Annotated in this window: 8 protein-coding genes; 2 read left to right on the forward strand and 6 right to left on the reverse strand. The window is 68.5% G+C overall.

Going from position 1 to position 19,146, the window contains the following annotated elements:
* Positions 1–210 precede the first annotated feature (210 nt).
* Together D5S19_RS23090 and D5S19_RS23095 are read left to right on the forward strand one after the other, a co-directional pair.
* Positions 211–1,557 (forward strand): molybdopterin-containing oxidoreductase family protein, encoded by a 1,347-nt coding sequence (locus D5S19_RS23090; protein ID WP_233574106.1) that lies wholly within the window; start codon positions 211–213, stop codon positions 1,555–1,557.
* A 17-nt stretch (positions 1,558–1,574) separates the two neighbouring features.
* Positions 1,575–2,378 carry a DUF6424 family protein gene (locus D5S19_RS23095; protein ID WP_147397493.1) on the forward strand — a complete coding sequence of 268 codons (804 nt, stop codon included), beginning with the start codon at positions 1,575–1,577 and terminating at the stop codon, positions 2,376–2,378.
* Between the two features lie 123 nt (positions 2,379–2,501).
* On the opposite strand, the gene D5S19_RS23100 is transcribed toward D5S19_RS23095, so the two are convergent.
* The 6 genes from D5S19_RS23100 to D5S19_RS23125 form a co-directional block, all read right to left on the reverse strand.
* Entirely contained in the window at positions 2,502–3,323 is an 822-nt protein-coding gene (locus tag D5S19_RS23100; RefSeq protein WP_120025500.1) for a 2OG-Fe(II)-dependent halogenase WelO5 family protein, read from the reverse strand.
* 131 nt (positions 3,324–3,454) lie between these two features.
* Positions 3,455–4,510: an MDR family NADP-dependent oxidoreductase gene (locus D5S19_RS23105; RefSeq protein ID WP_120025501.1), complete on the reverse strand. Its 1,056-nt coding sequence runs from the start codon at positions 4,508–4,510 to the stop codon at positions 3,455–3,457.
* 37 nt (positions 4,511–4,547) lie between these two features.
* Positions 4,548–6,257, reverse strand: a complete 1,710-nt coding sequence (locus D5S19_RS23110; protein ID WP_120025502.1) for a phytoene desaturase family protein — start codon at positions 6,255–6,257, stop codon at positions 4,548–4,550.
* Positions 6,254–7,936 (reverse strand): phytoene desaturase family protein, encoded by a 1,683-nt coding sequence (locus D5S19_RS23115; RefSeq protein WP_120025503.1) that lies wholly within the window; start codon positions 7,934–7,936, stop codon positions 6,254–6,256. Before D5S19_RS23115 ends, D5S19_RS23110 begins: the two co-directional genes overlap by 4 nt.
* 55 nt (positions 7,937–7,991) lie before the next feature.
* Positions 7,992–9,203: a cytochrome P450 gene (locus D5S19_RS23120; RefSeq protein ID WP_120025504.1), complete on the reverse strand. Its 1,212-nt coding sequence runs from the start codon at positions 9,201–9,203 to the stop codon at positions 7,992–7,994.
* Positions 9,200–18,550, reverse strand: a complete 9,351-nt coding sequence (locus tag D5S19_RS23125) for a non-ribosomal peptide synthetase/type I polyketide synthase (RefSeq protein ID WP_120025505.1) — start codon at positions 18,548–18,550, stop codon at positions 9,200–9,202. The genes D5S19_RS23120 and D5S19_RS23125 overlap by 4 nt, the downstream gene beginning before the upstream one ends.
* Positions 18,551–19,146 lie beyond the last annotated feature (596 nt).

Genomic DNA, 19,146 nt, shown 5'->3' on the forward strand with positions numbered 1-19,146 from the left:
CGGCGCATCGGGCAACAACGGATACGCCAGCAGCCACAACGGCTCCGGACACCACTTCTCCACATCGCTCATCGTTGATCAACGATATCGCCTACTTGGCAACACAACCAAATGAGACACGGTCTAAGCGGATCGCATGAGGTGCAGGCAGCGGACGGACCGCTCGCGTGTCGCCCGGTCTTCGCCGTTCTGGCCCAGGAATGCGCCCGCATGGCGCCGGACATCGCAGAGCCCATCACGGGCGTGCCCGCGGCGCAGGCCGAGGCCGCGGCCCGGACCCTGTGGGAGTCGCGCCCGGTCGCCTTTTACACCTGGAGCGGGCTGGAGCAGCACAGCAACGCAACCCAGGCCGTGCGCGCGATCGACGTGCTGTACGCACTGACAGGCTGCCTCGACGCGCCGGGCGGCAACGTCCTGTTCGCGTCCGTGCCAGCCAATCCGGCAGCACCGATGGTCGCTCCAGAGGGCGACGCCGGCACCATCGGAGCCGCCGACCGCCCGTTGGGGCCGGCCCGATTCGGCTTCGTGACCGGCTCGGATCTCTACCGCGCAGCACTCGCCGGGCAGGTTCACGCCCTGGTGACGTTCGGCGCGAACCTCGTGATGGCGCACGGTGACAGCGCCCGTGGCCGGGACGCCCTGGCCGCCATCGACTTCGTCGTCCACGCGGACCTGTTCATGAACCCGACCGCCGAACTCGCCGACATCGTCCTACCGGTGACCAGCGCGTTCGAGGCCGAAGCACTGCGGATCGGGTTCGAGACCAGCCAGGACGCCCAGTCGCTGGTCCAGTTGCGCACCCCGGTCGCGGCACCACGCGGCGAAGCCCGGTCCGATCTGCAGATCATCTTCGCGCTGGCCGAACGCCTCGGACTCGGCGAGCAGTTCTTCGGCGGCGACATCGACGCCGCGTTCCGCCACCAGCTCGAACCGAGCGGTATCACCCTGGAGCAGCTGCGCGACAACCCGGCAGGGGTCCGTGTCCCGCTGATCACCGGCTACCGCAAGTACCGCGAAACCGGTGGGTTCCGGGCCCCGACCCGCAAAATCGAGTTGTACTCCGAAACCCTCCACGCCGCCGGCCAGCCACCGTTGCCGGCCTTCGCCGAGCCGGAGACCAGCCCGCGATCCCGTCCCGACCTCGCCGGGCGATTCCCGCTCATTCTCACCTGCGCGAAGTCGCTGTGGTTCTGCGAGTCCCAGGATCGCGGCATCGCCGGCCTCCGCAAATCCGCCCCGGACCCACAGGTCGAGATCCATCCGGACACCGCACTCGCCCGCAGCATCGCCGCAGGCGAGTGGGTCAGCATCGCGACGCCGACCGGCGCCGTCCGCGCCCGGGCCAAACTCAACGCCAACCTGGACCCGTCGGTGGTATGCGGCCAGCACGGCTGGTGGCAGGCCTGCCCCGAACTCGGCCTGGCCGGATACCCGCCCTACGGGCCCGGCAGCGCCAACCTCAACCTCGTCCTGCCCCAGGAACCCAGCGACCCGATCAGCGGTAGCTCGCCGCTGCGGGCGTCAGTCTGCGAAGTAACGCTCCTGCATGGTGAGTAAGTGAAGGGGGCGCGGCCATGGCACCACCGAAGGCAGCCGGCACGCACACCACGCCCACGGAAACGCATCCCTGGAGCGTGTTCGTCGCCGATCATCCCCAACGCGCGGACTCACGGTGGTTCACCGCCGCCAAGCGCACCGCGAAGAAGATCCTCGCCACGTTCCCCGCCGACGGACTCCCGTACGGTCCGGCGCCGTGGGAGATGCACCACGGCGGCAGCCTGTGGGTGCGCGGCCACGACGGCTGGCGGATATTCCTGGCGCGCGCCGGAATCGAGTGGAGCATGCAATTCTGCGCGGATCCGGTGAAGGTCGACCGTCTCCGGCAGGACGCCGCGACGTTGGTGCGGGCGTTCCCTGACACGCTGCCCGCGCTGGAGAAACTGGGCTACGCCGACGCGCCGGACATCCTGTCCACCCCGATCAAGACCGCCGACGATGTCGCCCGGTACACCGACTCACTGTTCAACAGCTGCGTGCCGTTGAGCCGGACCGACCACCAAGGCATCCTGCCCGCGGCCGCGGGCGAGCATCACTACCCGCTACCGGTCAAGGCCGGCGACTTCATCCGCTACGACGACTTTCCGTTGTGGGTCACGCTCGATGACGGCACGCACGTCGCGGTGACGCCCGTTTCACCCCGGGGGCAGGGAGACGGCCGCGTTCGGATGGTCTTCGCGCGGCACGGCACCTCGGCCGGCGACGCCGTCGCACTCGCCCAAGAGGAACACAAAGCGGTCATCCTCCCGGACGACCACCCGGTTGCCCGCGAAGCCTTCAAGCAGCAGACGACGCAGGCGCCTGACGCTGCACCGCGCTGAAGCCCGAGGCCCGGATCAAGTGGTGGGTATGGAGATTCGGCAGATCCGGTGCACGGAGTCGCGTCCTGCGCACGCACTGATGCCCGGGTGGCACCGCCACCCGGGCATCAGTGTCGAGACTCCTCAGGACCAGAGGATGAGCCGGTTCTCCGCAGTAACCCCCATGAAGAAGCCGAGCGCGACGCGGCGGCCGGCGGTGTTGGCGCCGATGCGGTGGTAGTTGCGGGAGTCGAAGAAGATGCCCTCCCCCACCTCCGGGTGCAGGGTGACGTGTGGTTCGCCGGCGACCACGCGTGGCGCCCAGCCATAGCCGTCGCGGTGGTCTTCGTCGCGGGGGAGCCAGCGCCGGCGGTGCACCGTGAGTTCGCCGCCGGATTCGGGCACCGCGAGGTAGCAGTTGAAGCCGAACTGCACGATCGGCGGGGTGTCGAACAGGTAGGGGTAATCGCGGGCGATCTCGTCGTAGTGGATGCGGGAACCGCCGGTCAGCTGGCGGACGACGCCGACGAAACACTCCTGTCCGTCGATCGTGGCGCGGCTGACCGGGCCGTCCCAGCTCCGGGCGAGCTGGTCGAGGACGGCCTGCACCGGATCGTCGTCAGTGAACAGGGCCTGCCAGTTCTTGGCGGCCTGTTCGGCCTCGGCCCAGTATTCCTGGCGCAGCCCGTCCGCGCTGTAGAAATCCGAGATGCCGATGCCGAACTTGGCCACCGGCGGGAAGACCTGGGCGGGGTCGTAATGGTCGAACTCGCAGTTGGCCAGCTCGACCATCACCTCGGTGCATCGCTGCGGGCTCAGCATGCCGGGGATCCGGATCGCGGCGAGCGTGCCCGCGGCGAGCCGGAGGATGTCCGAACGGGGCGGGGCGGGCGAGGACACGATGTCGAACATGACCTCGTCCTCGCCCGCAGCGGACCGGTCGAGCGTGGAAGTGACGTCTTGCATGAAAAAAAGCTCCTGTAATCGGGGAAAACGACTGAGGGCAGGTAGTGGCCGCAGGGGCAGGCCGGCCGTCGCCGGATACGGTCTTGCACGGCCGGAATCGCGGTTCGCGGAAGGTCGTTCCTAGCGCCCGCTCACAACTCGACGATCACTTTGCCACGGCTGCCGGATCTGTCCGTGTAGAGGCTGCGGTACGCGGCGGGGAAGCTGTCGATGCCGTGGTGCACGGTCTGGTCGTAGGCGATCTCGCCGGCTCGGACCAGACCGCCGACCTCACGATGCAACGCTGCCCAGTTCTCTTCGCTGAACCACTCCAGCGAGAAGATGCCGCGGATCGTGGTGCGCGGGAACATGATGTAGGGCAGCAGCCGCGGGCCGGCGTAGTCCTGGCCGACCTGGGTCGCCAGCTGCCAGCACACCGCGACCTGGCTGTCGATGTTGAGCAGGGTGAACACTGCGTCGGTGATGTTGCCGCCCAGGTGATCCAGGTACCGGTCGACGCCCTCGGGCGCGGCCTTGCGCAGGGCATCGCCGATCGTCTCCGCGTCATCGCCGTGGCGGTAGTGCACGACTTCGTCGAAACCCAGCTCGCGCAGGCGATCGGCCTTCTCCGGGGAACCGGTCGTGCCGATCACCCGCGCGCCCGCGCGCTTGGCCAGCTGGCCGGCCAAGGTGCCCACGATGCCGGTCGCCCCGCTGATCACCATGGTGTGCCCGGGTTCCACGGTCATGAACCTGTTCAGTACGCCCCAAGCCGTCAGGCCGGGTCCGCCCATGATGCTCAGGGCCGTGGACACCGGCAGCTTCTCGTCGTAGTCGCCGGGATCGAGCCGGTGAAAAGCCGGGAACACCATCGGGAACGTGCCGGTCTGCCAGAGTTCGGCCGCCCCGGTGCCGACCAGGTGGCTGCGCCAGCCGCCGAAGCCGTGCACGAGGTCACCCGGCCGGAAGGCGGCCCGCGGCCCGGCCTCCAGCACCTCCATGACCGAAGCGCCGCCGACGTGGTCGCCGAGCGGGGTGTCCAGCGAGATCCCGTGGAGGTACATGTCGGCCGCCACATACCGGGTGCGCAGCAGCATCTGGTCATCGGCGAGATCGGTGTCGATGTCCTCGGCGACCTTCTCGTACATCCGGTCGATGTCGGGAACGCCTTCGATGTGCTCGCGCACGACCCACTTCTCGATTTTCACGATTTGTTTCCCATTTCTGCCTGAGCGTGGCTTCCGGTCAAAGCGATTCGAACGTCCTGCTGTGCTCGGGCTCGTGCCCCGGCACCGGCGCTGTGCCCACTGGGATGACGACGTGCGTGGGCGGTGGTGCCGTCTCGTCGATGCTCGCGGTGAATTCCTTGCCGTCGTCGCGGCAGACGAACTGCATGACCTGACGGCCGGAGGCGGCGGCGCGGATCAGGCCGCCGGTGGTCGCCCACACCCCGGACTGGTAGAAACCGGCCAGCCCCGGCAGCCCGGGCCCGTGTTTCTTGACCAGTTCCTCCAGCTTTTCCCCGCTTTCCACGAACGGCTGCCAGCCCAGCACGGTGCCGTCGTGGTTGCCGGTGTAGCGGACCTGGGTCAGCGGGGTGGAGGTGTCGCGGACCACCACGGCGTCCCGCAGGCCGGGGAACCGTTGTTCCAGGAAGTTCAGCATCGCCTCCCGCACCTGGCGTTTGCCCTGGGAATAGGCCCGGCCGTGCCGCACCGGCAGCGTGTGCAGCTTCTCGCCGGCGCGGACCCGGGTGACCTGCTCCGGGCCTTCGTCCAGCTCCCGCCACGGCGCGATGTCGCAGAAGTAGGTGGCGTAGACGATCGTGGTGCCCTCCGGCGACAGCTCCGGATAGTGCAGGCTGCGGAACTGCACGTTGATGCTCGGGTGCCGGATGCCGATCATCTCGGCGGCCTCGTCTTCGGTCAGCAGGTAGGTGGTGCAGGGGTCGACGCCGGGAAAGGTCTTTTTCAGGGCGAGGAAAAGGATGAAGTAGCCGGGGAACACCATGCCCGGCTCCCCGATCGTCTCGGTGTAGAGCCGTCGGTAGTCTTCGTTGAGGTAGCGGCCCTTGAGGAACTTCATCACCGTGGTCGGGCCGTCGGCCGCGGAGACCACGATGTCCGAGCGGAGCTCCTGCCCGTCGCTCAACCGCACCCCGACCGCGCGATCGTCCTCGACCAGGATCTCCTCGACCTTGGTGTTGTAGTCGATCTGCCCGCCGAGGCGCAGATAGCGTTGTTCGATCGAGCGGGACAGGCCGAGCGAACCGCCCTCCGGCACGCCCGCGGACAGGTTGGCGTGCGAGGCGAGCTGGAAGTAGAACGGCAGCACCGGGAAGTTCTTGTGCTTCTCGTACAGCACGAAGTTGAACGCCTCCCGCAGCAGTGGGTGGGTGAACCGCGCCGAATAGTCGGTCATCAGGGTGGTGATCGACTTGCGGATGACGTTGAAGTACGGCGCGAAGGAGGCCAGCATCCGCCAGCGTTCCCACCGGCCCATGAGCCCGACCGGCTTGAGGAACGGGTAAACGGCGAGCAGCTTGCGGAATTTGCGCAGCCCGTTGCAGAAGTCCCGGATCAGTTTCGCGTCGGCGGGCGAGATCTCCAGCAGGTGGGCCTGCAACCGGTCGGGATCGGAGTAGAAATAGACCGCCCGGCCGTCGCGGCCGCGCACGACGTTGAACACGTCGAAGTGCCGCATCTGCTTGCCCTGCAAGGCACCCAGCTCCAGCCAGATCTGATGCATCTCGTTGCCGGGGCCGTTGCCCAGCAGCCAGCTGATGCAGCAGTCCAGGGTGTAGTCGCCCTTGTCCCAGGCGGTGCAGCAGCCGCCCGGGATCTCGTGCATCTCCAGGATTCGGGTCCGGTACCCGTTCATCCGCGCGTAGCAGCCGGTGGACAGCCCGCCCAGCCCGCCGCCGATGATGATCATCGACTTCCGGTCGTCGTTCATTCGGCACTCCCCAGGCGCACGGGCCGCGCGTCCAGCTGGGGCAGGTAGCCCAGCCGGTCGCGATGCCAGGGCTCGGTTCCCCCGCTCTCCCACGCCCGGAACCGCACGCCCAGCTCCTGGCACAGGAACTGGGCGAGAAACCGGCCGGAGGAGGCGGCCCGGATCAGCCCGCCCATCGACACCCATTGCCCGGCCATGGAGAAGCCGGAGAGGCCGGGCAGCTGCATCCGGTCCTTGTTGGTCAGTTTGGTCACCACGTCTTCGGCGTCGGAGAACGCTTTCCAGGCCAGGATGCTGCCGTTGAAGTTGCCGGTGTAGCGCTTCGTCGTCGCCGGGGTGGCCACGTCCACCAGTTCGATCCGCTCGCCGATTCCCGGGTAGCGCCGCTCCAGGAACCTCCGCACGAACTCGCCCGCCGCGTGTTTGCGGCTCCGGTAATCCTTGCGATCGGCGGCCCGCAGCTTCTGCCAGTACTCGAAATCGCTGAAGTACGTGCAGTGCAACACCGATTTGCCCGGCGGGGCGAACCCGTCGGAGTACTGCGAGCGCAGCTGCACCACCAGGCTGTTCTGCAAGGCGCCCGGCAGCTCGGCGGCCTCGTCGGAGCCGAGCAGGTAGGTGGTGCTGTGCGCGCCGTCCGAGTCCAGGTCGCCGTCGATACCCACGAAGACGGAGAACACGGCGGGAAACAGATTGCCCGGCTTGGTCAGCAGATCGTCGTAGAGCTTGTCGATCGTCGGGTTGGTGTACTTCCCTTCGAGCAGCCCGTAGATCGTGGTGTAGCCGTCGCAAGCGGACACGACATGGTCGGCATAGTGCCGCTCCCCGTTGCGCATCTCGACGCCGACGGCGCGGCCGTTTTCGACCAGTACGCGTTCGGCTCGCGCCCGGTAGTTGATCACGCCGCCGAGTGAGGTGTACCGCTCTTCGATGGAGCGGGCCAGCCCGAGCGAACCGCCCTGCGGGAATCCCGCGTTGCCGTGGTAGGCGCCGGCCATGTTGAACAGGAACGGCAGCATCGGAAAGCCCTGCGGGTCCTGGAAGAAGATGTTGCGGAACGCCTTGCGCAGCAACGGATCGGTGAACCGGTCGGCGAAGGTGTGCATTTGCGTCGCGGCCGTGCGCCAGAACAGGCGGAACGCCGGCAACACGGTCCGCAGCGTGCGCAGCTTCTCCCGCAGCGGCTGCAGCGGCGGTGGCGTGAGAAACGGGTAGAGCTCGATCGCGATGAACCGCCGCAGGTCCCGGCAGAACGCCTTGATCAGCTTCGCATCCGCCGGGGAGATCTCCAGCAGGTGCCGCTGCAGCCGGTCGGGGTCGTTGTAGAAGGTCACCGACCGGCCGTCGGTGCCGACGACCTTGTTGAACATCTCGAAGTCCCGGACGGTCTTGCCGTCCAGCGCGCCCAGTTCCCGCCAGACCTGGTTGGCGTCGTTGCCGGGCGCGGTCCCGATCAGCCACTCGATGCAGTAGTCGAAAATGTAGCCTTCGCGCGACCACGCCGTGCAGCAGCCGCCGGGCAGCACGTGCTTTTCGAAGATGCGGGTGTCCATGCCGCTCATCTGCGCGTAGCAGCCGGTGGACATCCCGGACACGCCACCGCCGATGATGATGACCCTCGGTCTCCCACCAGGGCGCGGGTCGCGTGTGGTCCAGTCCGGTTCGTACTTCACCGGCATCGCCGATCCTCCAGCCACCATGTCGTTTTCGCCTGCGCTCGGCGTCCGAATGCGTTCACCACCGCACCGGCAGCCGTTCCAGCCGGCGCATGACCACTTCCGGCTCCCAGATCAGCTCCTGCTCGGGCACCGCAAGCCGCAGCCCCGGCAGGCGGGTCACCAGTGCCGTCAGCACGGCCTGCAGTTCCAGCCTGGCCAGGTGGGCACCGAGGCAGTAGTGCATCCCGTGGCTGAAGGCCAGGTGCTGCGTGGGCGTTCTGGCCAGGTCCAGCCGGTCCCCGTCCGCGGTCAGCGCCCGGTCCCGGTTGGCCGAGGCGATGGAGGCGATCACCGACTCGCCCGCACGGATCACCGTGCCGTTGACCTCCAGGTCCTCCAGCGCGATCAGCGGATTCTCGGCCGTGTTGCGGATCGGCGTGAAGCGCAGCAGTTCCTCGACCGCGTCGGGCACCCGATCCGGGTCGGCGACCAGCAGTTCGTAACGGGCCCGGTCGCTGAGCAGGAGGTAGGTGTAGTTGGCGAGCTGATTGGCGGTGGTCTCGTACCCCGCCAGCACGATGGTCACCGCCAGGTCGACCAGCTCCGGCTCGGACAGCCGGTCGTCGGCGTCCCTGGCCTGCACCATGGCGCTGAGCAGATCCCCGGCCGGCTGCTTCCGGCGCTGGGCCACGACCCCGGCCATGTAGCGGCGGAACTCCTCCCACGCGGCCCGCAGTTCCTCCATGCCATACGCCGAATTGGCCATCAGCACGCCGCCGAGCCGCTGGATGATCTCCCGGTCCGCATAGGGGATCCCGAACATCTCCCGGACCACCGTGATCGGCATCGGCCGGGCGAGGAGTTCGATGAAGTCCGCGGGCGCACCGTGCGCCACGAGGCCGTCGACGAGCTGCCAGGCGAGTTCGTCCAGCCGCGGCCGCAGTTCGGCGATCCGGCGCGGGGTGAACGTCCGCAGCGTCAGCCGGTGCAGCCGGGCGTGTTCCGGTCCATCCATTGTGGACAGAAGCCCGGCCTGGATGAGCGTCTGGTGCGGCCGGGGCACGTCGCGGCCCACCGTGGCCTCCCGGCTCAGGCGCGCATCGGAGAGCACCTTGCGCACGTCGGCGTACCGGGTGACCAGCCAGGCCCAGCCGCCGTAGGGCAGCTGCACCCGGGACACCGGTTCGTGCTCACGCAGGTAGGCGTAGGTCGCGTCCAGCTCGGGTCCCGTCCGGTCCGGGAACGGGTAGTCCCGCATCACTCGCGCGGCCGATTCGGACGAGGTCATGACGCGGTCACCTCCGAAGAACTGGTGAGCCGGGCCGTAACGGGCGTCCTCGGGGCCGGTGGTTCGCCCCGCGACGGATCCCCGGCCAGTACTGCGCGGATCAGGTTGGCGTTGTCGCCGATGTAGTCCTCGTCGAACATCTCGGCGTGTTCACCGAACCCGCGCAACACGGAGTTGCTCGTGGTGGACGAGCCGTACCAGGTGCCGCCGGCCTCCCTCCCGTACAGCGCCACCTTGTACTGGTCGGAGACGACCGTGACCGGAGCCGTGGTCACGCCGGTGTTCGGCGTACGGCTGGAGAATTCCAGGTACTCCTTGGCCTGGTTGGCCGTTTCCGTCGCGACGATCTCCGAGCCGGTGTGCCTGCGCAGGTGTTCACTGAGTTCTCGTTCGAAGGTCTCCCAGTGCTCCTTGCGGAGCACGAACCGCTCCGGCACGCGGTAGGAGTCCATGACGATCACGTGCGTCACCTCGCGTCCGCGCCGCTCCAGTTCCTTGGCTACCTCGAAGGCGAGGTTGCCGCCGAGCGAGTACCCGAGCACTGTGCAGGCACCCTCTGCTTGCAAGGACTCGACCAGATCGGCGTAGCGGGCCACCTTGTCGGCGCCGACGAGGTAGTTGAACGCCACGAAGTGCCGCTCTGGCAGGTGCGTGGCGAACTGCCGGTACACAAGGCCGTGCCCACCCGCGGGCGGGAAGCAGAACACCGTCTCCGGCCCCTCGGGGTTGAACCGCAGGTACGGCTCGGCGCTGCCGATCCGGCCCAGGACGCTGTTCTCCAGGGTCTTGGCCATGCCGTGCAGGGTGGTGACCTTGAACAGCGCGCTGACCGGGATGGTGACGTTGAATTCCTTCTGCAGGTGGTAGATCAGCTCGATCAGCTTGATCGAGCTGCCGCCCGAGGCGAAGAAGTCCTGCTGCCGCCCGGCCCGCTCCAGGCCGAGCAGCCCGCACCAGTGCTCGGCCATCCGCTGTTCGTAGAGGGTGACCGGCGGCTCGTGCGCCGGCTCGCCCGCTCCCCCGTCCGGGGTGGGCAGGGCGGCCAGGTCGACCTTGCCGTTGGGGGTCAGCGGCAGTTCGGCCAGCTCGACGAAGTGCGACGGGATCATGAAGGTCGGCAGGCTCTCGGTCAGATGACCGCGCAGCCCATGCCGGTCCAGCTCGGTCCCGGGCACCGGCACGCAGTAGGCACACAGCACGGTGTCCCCGTCGTCGATGCGCGTCGTGACCACGGCTTGCGCCAGCTGCGGCCAAGTGGCCAGCCTGGTCTCGATCTCGCCGATCTCGATGCGGTGGCCACGCACCTTGATCTGGGCATCGGCCCGGCCCAGCAGGTGAACGGCACCCTCGGAATCCCAGCGCGCCAGGTCGCCGGTGCGGTAGAGCCGCACCTGCTCGCCGTCCAGAGACCGGGTGACGAAGCGCTGCGCGGTCAGCTCCGGGTCGTCGACGTAGCCGGTGGCCACGCCGTCGCCGCCGATCCACAGCTCACCGGAGACACCCGGCGGCACGGGTTCGCCGCGCTCGTCGAGCACGTACAGCGCACTGCCCGGCAGCGGTTGCCCGATCGGCACCATCATGGCCGGGTCGAGATCCTCGGCCGTCCCCTCGAAGTAGGAGCTGTCGATGGTGGCCTCGGACAGGCCGTAGGAGTTGATCACCCTGGTCTGCTCGCCGGCCAGCGCGCGCAACCGCCGGTATTCCGCCACCTTCCACGCATCGGAGCCCACGACGAGCAGGCGCAGGAAGTCCAGGCGCTTGTCCTCACGCTCGCAGTAGCTCATCAGGCCGCGGACCACGGCCGGCACGAACTCGCCGCAGTCGACCCGCTCGTCCAGCATCGTGCGATACAGCAGCGCGGTGTTGAACAACAGCTCCCGGCCGATGAGCACCAGAGTGCCGCCGGAGCACAGCGCCCGGACCAGGTCGCCGGTGAACACGTCGAAGGAGAAGCTGGCCATCTGCAGGTGCACCCGGGCATCGGTGTCCAGCCGGTACTCCCGGCGCCACGCCTGGTAGGCCGTGGCCAGGTTGTGATGGCCGACCTCGACCGCTTTCGGCTCACCGGTGGACCCGGAGGTGTAGATGACGTACGCTGGATCAGCCGGATCCACAGTGGACGGAAGGTCGGCCGGCGGGACGTCCGAAGCGGCCAGTTCCGCCAGGGTCACCACCCGTTCGGCCAGCCCGGCCGGGGCAGGCCGGTCGGCCAGGACGATCCGGGCGCCGGCGTGGCCGGTCATGTAGGACAGCCGTTCGGCCGGGTATCCCGGATCCAGCGGCAGGTAGGCCCCGCCCGCCCGCAGCACAGCCAGCACCGCGACGACCAGATCCGGCGTCTTGTCCAGGAACAACCCCACCAGGGAGCCCGCGCCGACGCCGAGGCCACGCAGCTTCCCGGCCAGTTCCCGGGAACGCCGGTCGAGTTCGGCGTAGGTCAGCCGCCGAGCCGGTCCCGACTCTGCAGGCGCCGACACCGCGACGGCCTCCGGATGCTCGACGGCGGCCCGGCCGATCAGCTCATGCACCGGGACAGCGGTTTCGACGCCTTCGCGGGCGCCGCTCCACTGCCGCAGGATGCGCTGTCGTTCCCCTGCGGTGAGCAGCTCGGTCCGCTTGGCGGGCGCTGTGGCGTCCGCGCTGGTCAGTGCGCCGAGCAGGGTCGTGTAGTGGCCGGCGATGCGGCTCATCGTCTCGGGGAAGAACAGGTCGGTGTTGTACTTGAACACACAGCGGAAGCGCCCCGCCGCCTCGTCCTCGTACACCGACAGGGTCAGGTCGAACTGGCCCTCTTCCTCGGGCAGCTCGATGTAGTCCAGCCGGTAGCCGTACTTCTCGGTGGCCACCCGGTGGTGCAGCAGGATGAACATGGCCTGGAACACCGCCGACCGGCTGGGATCGTGCTGCAGGCCGAGCTTGTCCACCAGCAGCACGAACGGGTACTCCTGGTTGTCCAGTCCATTGAGGACAGTCGTGCGCACCTGATCCAGCAGCTCGGCCACCGTGGGATCCCCGGCCAGGTCGACCCGCAACGGCAGCGGGTTGACGAAGTAGCCGTAGACCGAGGCGAACTCCTCCTGGGTGCGCCCGGTCACCGGGCTGCCGACGATCACGTCGTCCTGGCCCGAATAACGGTGCAGCAGCAGGTAATAGGCCGCCATCAGGACCACGAACACCGTGGTGTTGTGCTCCTGTGCCATGGCGTGCACCCTGGCGCTCAGGTCGGTGTCCAGTGCGAAGAACTCCGATGCGCCGTTGTGGCTCTGCACCGCGGGCCTCGGCTTGTCCGTGGGCAGGGCCAGCATGGGCACCTCGGCCGGCAGGTGATCCCGCCAGTAGCCGAGCATCCGGTCCGCCTCCGGGGAGGCCAGGAACCTGTTCTGCCAGTTCAGGAAGTCCAGGTAGCGCGCGGTCACCGGCGGCAGCTGCACCCGGCGGCCCTGGCGCAGGCCTTCGTAGATCTCCAGCAGCTCCTCGATGAAGGTGAACGTGGAGATCGCGTCGGAGATGACATGGTGCACCGCCTTGACGATCACCCAGCGGTCCGCGCCCCGCTTGAACAGCCGGAACCGGATCAGCGGATCCCGTTCCAGGTCATACGGCGCCCGGTACTCGGCGATGATCATCCGGTAGATCTCGTCCCAGTCGCGGTCCTGCACGTCGAACAGAGCCACGTCGGCGTTGGCCTCGGCGGAGATCCGCTGGACCGGCCGTCCCCGCTCGTGCGTGAAAGTGGCCCGCAGGCTGGGATGCCGTTCGACCAGCGCGCGGTAGGCCTCGAACATCAGCTCGGGGTCGAGTTCGACCCGGACCTCCACCGCGCCGCCGATGTTGTAGGCGAAGCCGTCGGGGTGCAGCTGCTTGAGAAACCACAGCGCCTTCTGGTTCTGGGTCAGCGGGTACGCGGTCTCGTCCTCGAAGATCTCGACCGCGTTGCCACCCGTCCCCTCGCCCTCGGCCGAGACGAGGGTGGCCAGGCTGTCACAGATGTGGGCGACCAGGTCGCCGATCGGCGTGCCGCCGAGCAGTGTGACCACGGGCAGTGCGGTCTTCAGCTCGGTGTGGATGCGGGCCCGCAGTTCCATCGCCAGCAGCGAATCCAGCCCCAGGGCAAGCAGATTCTGTGCGAGATCGACCTGTTCGGCGGGTACCCGCAGCACGTCCGCGACCAGCGCGGTGAGGTGCCCGGTCACCAGTTCCCCGCGCCGTTCTTCGCCGACGGCCGCGAATTCTTCGAGCAGACTGCCGCCCTCGGCGCTTTCCGCGCTGCCTGCGGCCGCGGCCAGTTCGGTGACCAGCGTGGGCGGCTCGGGGTACCAGGCGAGGAAGACCGGCCAGTCGACGACGGTCGCGATCAGCAACTGGGCGTGATCCTGTCCGAGGACCCGCTCCAGCACCGCCATGCCCGCGTCCGGGGACAGCGAGGTCATTCCCCGGCTGTTGCGGTAATGCTCGATCAGCCCGAGTTCGGAGATCATGCCGGTGGCCCACGGCCCCCAATCCAGGCTCAGCGCGGGCAGGCCGCGGGCGCGGCGGTGGTGTGCCAGCGCGTCCAGGAAAGCGTTGCCCGCCGCGTAGTTCGCCTGGCCGGCCGTGGTGACCAGCGAGGCGATCGAGGCGAACAGGACGAAGTGGTCCAGCGGTTCCGCACTCAGGTGGTGGTGCAGCAGGTAGGCGCCGATCGCCTTGGGGTCGTGGACCGAGTCGTACACGTCGCGGTCCATCTCGGCGATCAGGGTGTCCCGGACGTGACCGGCGAGGTGGAACACGCCCCGGATCGGCGGGCAGCCCGCGCGCCGATAGCCGGCCAGCCAAGCGGTCAGGGCCGGCTCGTCGGTGATGTCCAGCGGCGCCAGGATCGGATGCGCCCCCAGCGCCTCCAGCTCCCGCACGAACGCTGCGTTGCGGCCCAGCGGGGTGTCCGGGTCAAGGCCCGGCCACTGGTCTCGCTCGGGCATCCTGCTGCGTCCCATCAGGATCAGCCTGCGGGCGCCGCGCTTGACCAGCGTGCGGCACAACAGCTTGCCGAGCGCGCCGAACGCACCGGTGACCAGGTAACTGCCGTCGGCGCGCAGCCTGGGCGGCAACGGGCGGGTCAGCTCGGTGACCTGACGCAGCCTGCTGGTGAACCGGGCATCGCCGCGCAAGGCGATCTCGTCCTCGCCGTCCTCGGCAGCGATCTCCCGCAACAGCGACCGTGCGTCGTCCCGGTGACGGCCGGTGACGGCCGGATCGAGGTCGATCAGTTTGCCGCGGTTGCCGGCCAGCTCCTGGTTCCACAGCACACGGCCGATGCCCCACGCGGGCGCGGCCAGCGGCTCGACGGCGTCCTCGGCCACCACCGCCTGGGTGCCCCGGGTGACGACGTACAGCTTGCCCGCGGCCTTGCTGTTCAAGACCGCCTGGGCCAGCGCGATCAGTGAATAGCCACCCACCGTGCCGTACTCGCCGAACCGATCCACGACGACCTCGTCGACGGTCGGCAGGTCCAGATGCCACAGGTGCACGATCGCGTCGAACCGGGTGCCTTCCGCAGCCAGGTCGGTGAGCAGCCGGCCCAGGTCCTCGGCGGAGCCTGGCACCACGGAGGACTCGCCGAGGCCGCTTCGGTAGCAGCTGCCCTGGCGCACCAGGTGGCAGGTGCCGCCCGCTTCGGTGGCCAGCGCGGCCAGTTCGTTGCCGAGCCCTTGCTCGTCGGCGAGAATCAGCAGGTTCCGGCCGACGGTCGCGGTCTCCAGCTGGGGCAGCTCGTCCCAGGTCATGCCGGCCAGCCAGCCGTCGATGGTGCCGAGTCCGACGGCCATGGACGCCTTCTCCACATCACCGACGCGGAACCCGCCGACCCGGCCCAGAGGCCGCCCATCGGCGGCGTACACCGCGATGTCGCCGGTCATTTCACTGCCGGACTTCCGGGTGAAGGTCGCATGCGCCCAGATCGGCTGGTCGCCGATGTCCTCGAAGCGGATCTCCTCGATCGTCAGCGGCAGGCGGATCCCCTCGGTCCGATCCTCGTCCAGGATCAGCGGGGTCAGCAACGACTGGAAGCAGGAGTCCATCAGGGCCGGGTGGACGTGGTGGCCCTCCGCGCCGTCGCCCAGCGCGGCAGCCGGGCTGATGCGGGCCAATGCCTCGCCAGGAGCCAGCCACACCTCGTCGATGCCCTGGAAGGCCGGGCCGTAGTGATAGCCCATCTCGGCCAGCTTCTCGTAGCAGCCGGGGCCGTCGAGATGCCGCACACCGCGGGCCTGAATTCCGTCGAGATCCAAGGCCGGTCCGAACTCGCGACGCTGCTGCGACCGAACCGCGCCCGTCGCATGCAGGGTCGGTTCCTGACCTTCGCCGGCCACCGTGGCGATGCCGAACGTGCCGTCCTGCGAGGAGAAGGACAGCTGCACCGCGCGGGTGTCGGCTTCGGGCAGCACCAACGCTTTCCGCAGCTCGATGTCCGCCAAGGACACACCGGCGCCCACGGCACCGGTCAGCGCGCGCACGGCCTGTGCGGCCATCTCCAGGTACCCGGCGGCGGGGAACACTACGGTGCCCTCGATCCGGTGATCACGCAGGTAGGGCAACGCCTCCAGATCCAAGCGGGCCTCCCACACCGGCTCGGCGCCCGCCGTGCGGCGGCCCAGCAGCGGGTGATCGAGCCGCCCGAGCCGGATCTGGGCCACCGGCTCGGGCTCCACCCAGTACCGGTCGCGCTTCCACGGATACGGGGGCAGCGGCACCTGCTCGCCTGCCGGGTACTGCGTTGTCCAGTCGATGGCGACGCCACGGTTGTGCAGCGCGGCCAGCGACATGGCCATCTGCGCGGGCTCGTCCTCCTCGCGGCGGATCGAGGGCACGGTCAGGCCGTCCGCCTCCCGCGCGGCCAGGCATTCCTTGATCGAGTACGCCAGCACGGGGTGCGGGCCGATCTCCAGGAACAGGTCGTGACCGTCGTCGGCGAGACGATCGATGGCGGCGTGGAAGTAGACGCTGTGCCGGACGTTGTCCCACCAGTACTCGGCATCCAGCTCGGTGCCGTGCGCGTTGGCCTTGCGCGCGGTGAGGTAGAGCGGCACCTGAGTCGGCCGAGCCCGCAAGCCCGCCAGCGAGGTCAGCAGCTCGTCCTTGATCATCTCCATCCGCGCGCTGTGGTAAGGCACGCCGACAGTGAGGAACTTGGCGAAGATCTGCTGCTCGGTCAGCTCCGCGGCGATCTCGGCCAGCGCGTCCCGATCCCCGGCCAGGGTGATCGCGGTCGGGCTGTTGATCGCGGCCACGGAGGCGCGGTCGCCGTAGGGCGCCACCCGGCGCAGTGCCTCCGGCTCGGACAGGCTGACCGCGAGCATCGTGCCGGTGCCGACCAGCTTCTGCTGCAACCGGCTGCGGTGGATGGCGACCTTGACCGCGTCTTCCAGGGTGTAGACCCCGGCCTCGTAGAAGGCCGCGATCTCGCCGGTGCTGTGCCCGACGATGGCGTCCGGCCGCACCCCGCGTGCCCGCCACATCGCGGCAAGCGCGATCTGCAGGGCGAAGTTGGCCGGCTGGGCCAGCCAGGTCTCGCTCATCTGCGAGCCGGCCTGCTCCGCGGTCAGCTCCTTGATCAGCGACCATCCGGCGATCTTGCCGATCTCCTGGTCACAAAGTTCGATCATCGACCGGTAGACCGGGTCGCTCTCGAAGAGCCGGCGGCCCATCGCCCACCACTGCGGCCCCATCCCGGTGAACACCCAGGCCAGCCGCTGGTAGCCGGACTGCCCGGTGAGCGCGTGCGGATGAGCTTGGCCGCGCGTGAATTCCCCGAGACGCTCGTCCAGCGACTCGGGCGTCGAGTACACAATAGACAGACGCGATTCGAGGTGCTGACGGCGCCGGGCCAGCGTGTAGCCGATGTCGCGCGCCGCCTGTGCCGTGCCGCCGGCGGCCGCGAGTTCACCCCGGATGCCTTCGGCCATCTCGGCCAGGGCCGCCGGATCGCGCGTGGTCAAGGGCAGCACGTGGTACTCGGCGGTGGCCGGGGACTCGGGCGCCGGCCGCTCGCGTGGCGGCGCCTCGGCCAGCAGGACGTGGGCGTTGGTGCCGCCGAAGCCGAAGGAGTTCACTCCGGCCAGCGCCGGCCCGTCGTGTTCGGGCCACGCCGTGAGTTCGGTAGGGATGTCGAAGGGCAGCGCGGCCAGGTCGATCGCGGGGTTGACCTGGTCGAGGTTGATGTGCGGCGGAATCTGCCGGTACTTCAGCGCCAGCGTGGTCTTGATCAGCCCGGCGATGCCCGCGGCCGATTCGGTGTGCCCGATGTTGGTCTTGACCGAGCCCACGTAGCAGCGGCTGCCCGGCTCGCGGCCGACGGCCAGCGCCTTGCCCAGCGCGTTGGCCTCCAGCGGATCCCCGACCGGCGTGGAGGTGCCGTGCGCCTCGATGTACTGCAATGCCCCGGGCCGGATACCCGCGCCGGCACAGACCTGCTCGATCAGGCGAACCTGGGCGTCGGGATTGGGAACCGTGATGCCGTTGGTGTGGCCGTCCTGGTTGACGCCGCTCCCGACGATGACCGCGTGGACCGGATCACCGTCGCGCAGGGCGTCGTCCAAACGCTTGAGCGCCACTATTCCGACACCCTCGGCACGCACATATCCGTCGGCCGACGCGTCGAAAGTACGCGATTTCCCCTCGGCCGAGAGGAAACCGCCCCGGGTCTCGGCGATGGTGTACTGCGGCGCCGAATGCAGCAGGGTGCCGCCGGCCAGCGCCAGATTCGTTTCGCCGCGTTGCAGGCTCTGGCAGGCCAGGTGCACGGCGACCAGCGAGGAACTGCAGGCCGTGTCCAGGGAAACGCTCGGCCCGCGAAAATCGAAGCAGTAGGAAATCCGGTTGGAGACCATCGTCATCATGGTCCCGGTGGCGGTGTGCGCGGCCAGCGTCCGGAAGCTCAGATCGGCGAACTGCACGATCTTGTAATCCAGGGTGAACGCGCCGACGAACACACCCACGTCCGAACCGGCCAATTCCCCCGGCTTCTGGCCGCCGTCCTCCATCGCCTCCCAGGCGACTTCGAGCAGTTTGCGCTGCTGCGGGTCCATGTGTTCGGCCTCGCGCGGACTGATGCCGAAGAAGGCCGGATCGAACTCGTCGAAACCGTCGATGTAGCCGCCGCGGCCGCCGACGAGTTTTCCGGGTTTGTCCTTGTCCCCGCTGGCCAAGGTGGCCACGTCGTACCGATCGGCCGGCGTGGCGGTGATGCAGTCCTTACCCTGTACCAGGTTGCGCCAGAAGGCCCGGTAATCCGAGGCACCGCCCGGCAGGCGGCAGCCGATACCGACAATGGCGATCGTGTCCCGAGCGGCACTGTCAACCGCATCCGTCATCGTAAAATCCCCCGTCTTGTCTCGCCCTCCCCCCGATGAGTCAGAAGGCGTTTCTGCACAACGACGCGCACGGCAGTGCGGCGGAAGTACGCAGTCGCCTCCCCAGCCGCGATTCGCCGTCTCCGTGCATCACTCGCGCATCACTACGGAAGCTTGCCCCACGGGCATTCGGTTTGGCTGAGTCCTGCGTGAGGACGGGATGACGGCGGGATGAGGCCGTCCCCCGGACGGGCGACCGGCATGCCGCTGGGTAAGATCGGCGCCCGCCGGACAGCAGAGGAAGAACGTCACAACGGTGCCGACTGCGTCAAGGTGTCCTGATCCTTACCGATCTGATGCCCGCCACCAGGTCAACCGGACCGACCACGACCGCAGGAAAGCCGAGGGCGCGAAGCAGGACTCCGTAACAATCATCTTTCGGATGGGTTCACCACGTTCGCATGCTCCCGGAGGAAACTGAGTATCTCGGCGTCATTGCGAAAGACCACGGTCCGCCCCGAGGAGATGTGCTCGGCGATACCACACAACCGTCCCTGCTCGTCCGAAAACGACCTCGGGACCCATACCCGGAGTACGTATGTCTGCATGGGTGACAC

Origin of the sequence: Amycolatopsis panacis (assembly GCF_003600245.1) — a bacterium.
Lineage (GTDB): Bacteria > Actinomycetota > Actinomycetes > Mycobacteriales > Pseudonocardiaceae > Amycolatopsis > Amycolatopsis sulphurea.

Excerpts from the sequence above, each read along its gene's own strand:
- D5S19_RS23090 (WP_233574106.1), top strand. The coding sequence starts at position 211 with ATGGCGCCGGACATCGCAGAGCCCATCACGGGCGTGCCCGCGGCGCAG.
- D5S19_RS23095 (WP_147397493.1), top strand. The coding sequence starts at position 1,575 with ATGGCACCACCGAAGGCAGCCGGCACGCACACCACGCCCACGGAAACG.
- D5S19_RS23100 (WP_120025500.1), bottom strand. The coding sequence starts at position 3,323 with ATGCAAGACGTCACTTCCACGCTCGACCGGTCCGCTGCGGGCGAGGAC.
- D5S19_RS23110 (WP_120025502.1), bottom strand. The coding sequence starts at position 6,257 with ATGAACGACGACCGGAAGTCGATGATCATCATCGGCGGCGGGCTGGGC.
- D5S19_RS23115 (WP_120025503.1), bottom strand. The coding sequence starts at position 7,936 with ATGCCGGTGAAGTACGAACCGGACTGGACCACACGCGACCCGCGCCCT.
- D5S19_RS23120 (WP_120025504.1), bottom strand. The coding sequence starts at position 9,203 with ATGACCTCGTCCGAATCGGCCGCGCGAGTGATGCGGGACTACCCGTTC.
- D5S19_RS23125 (WP_120025505.1), bottom strand. The coding sequence starts at position 18,550 with ATGACGGATGCGGTTGACAGTGCCGCTCGGGACACGATCGCCATTGTC.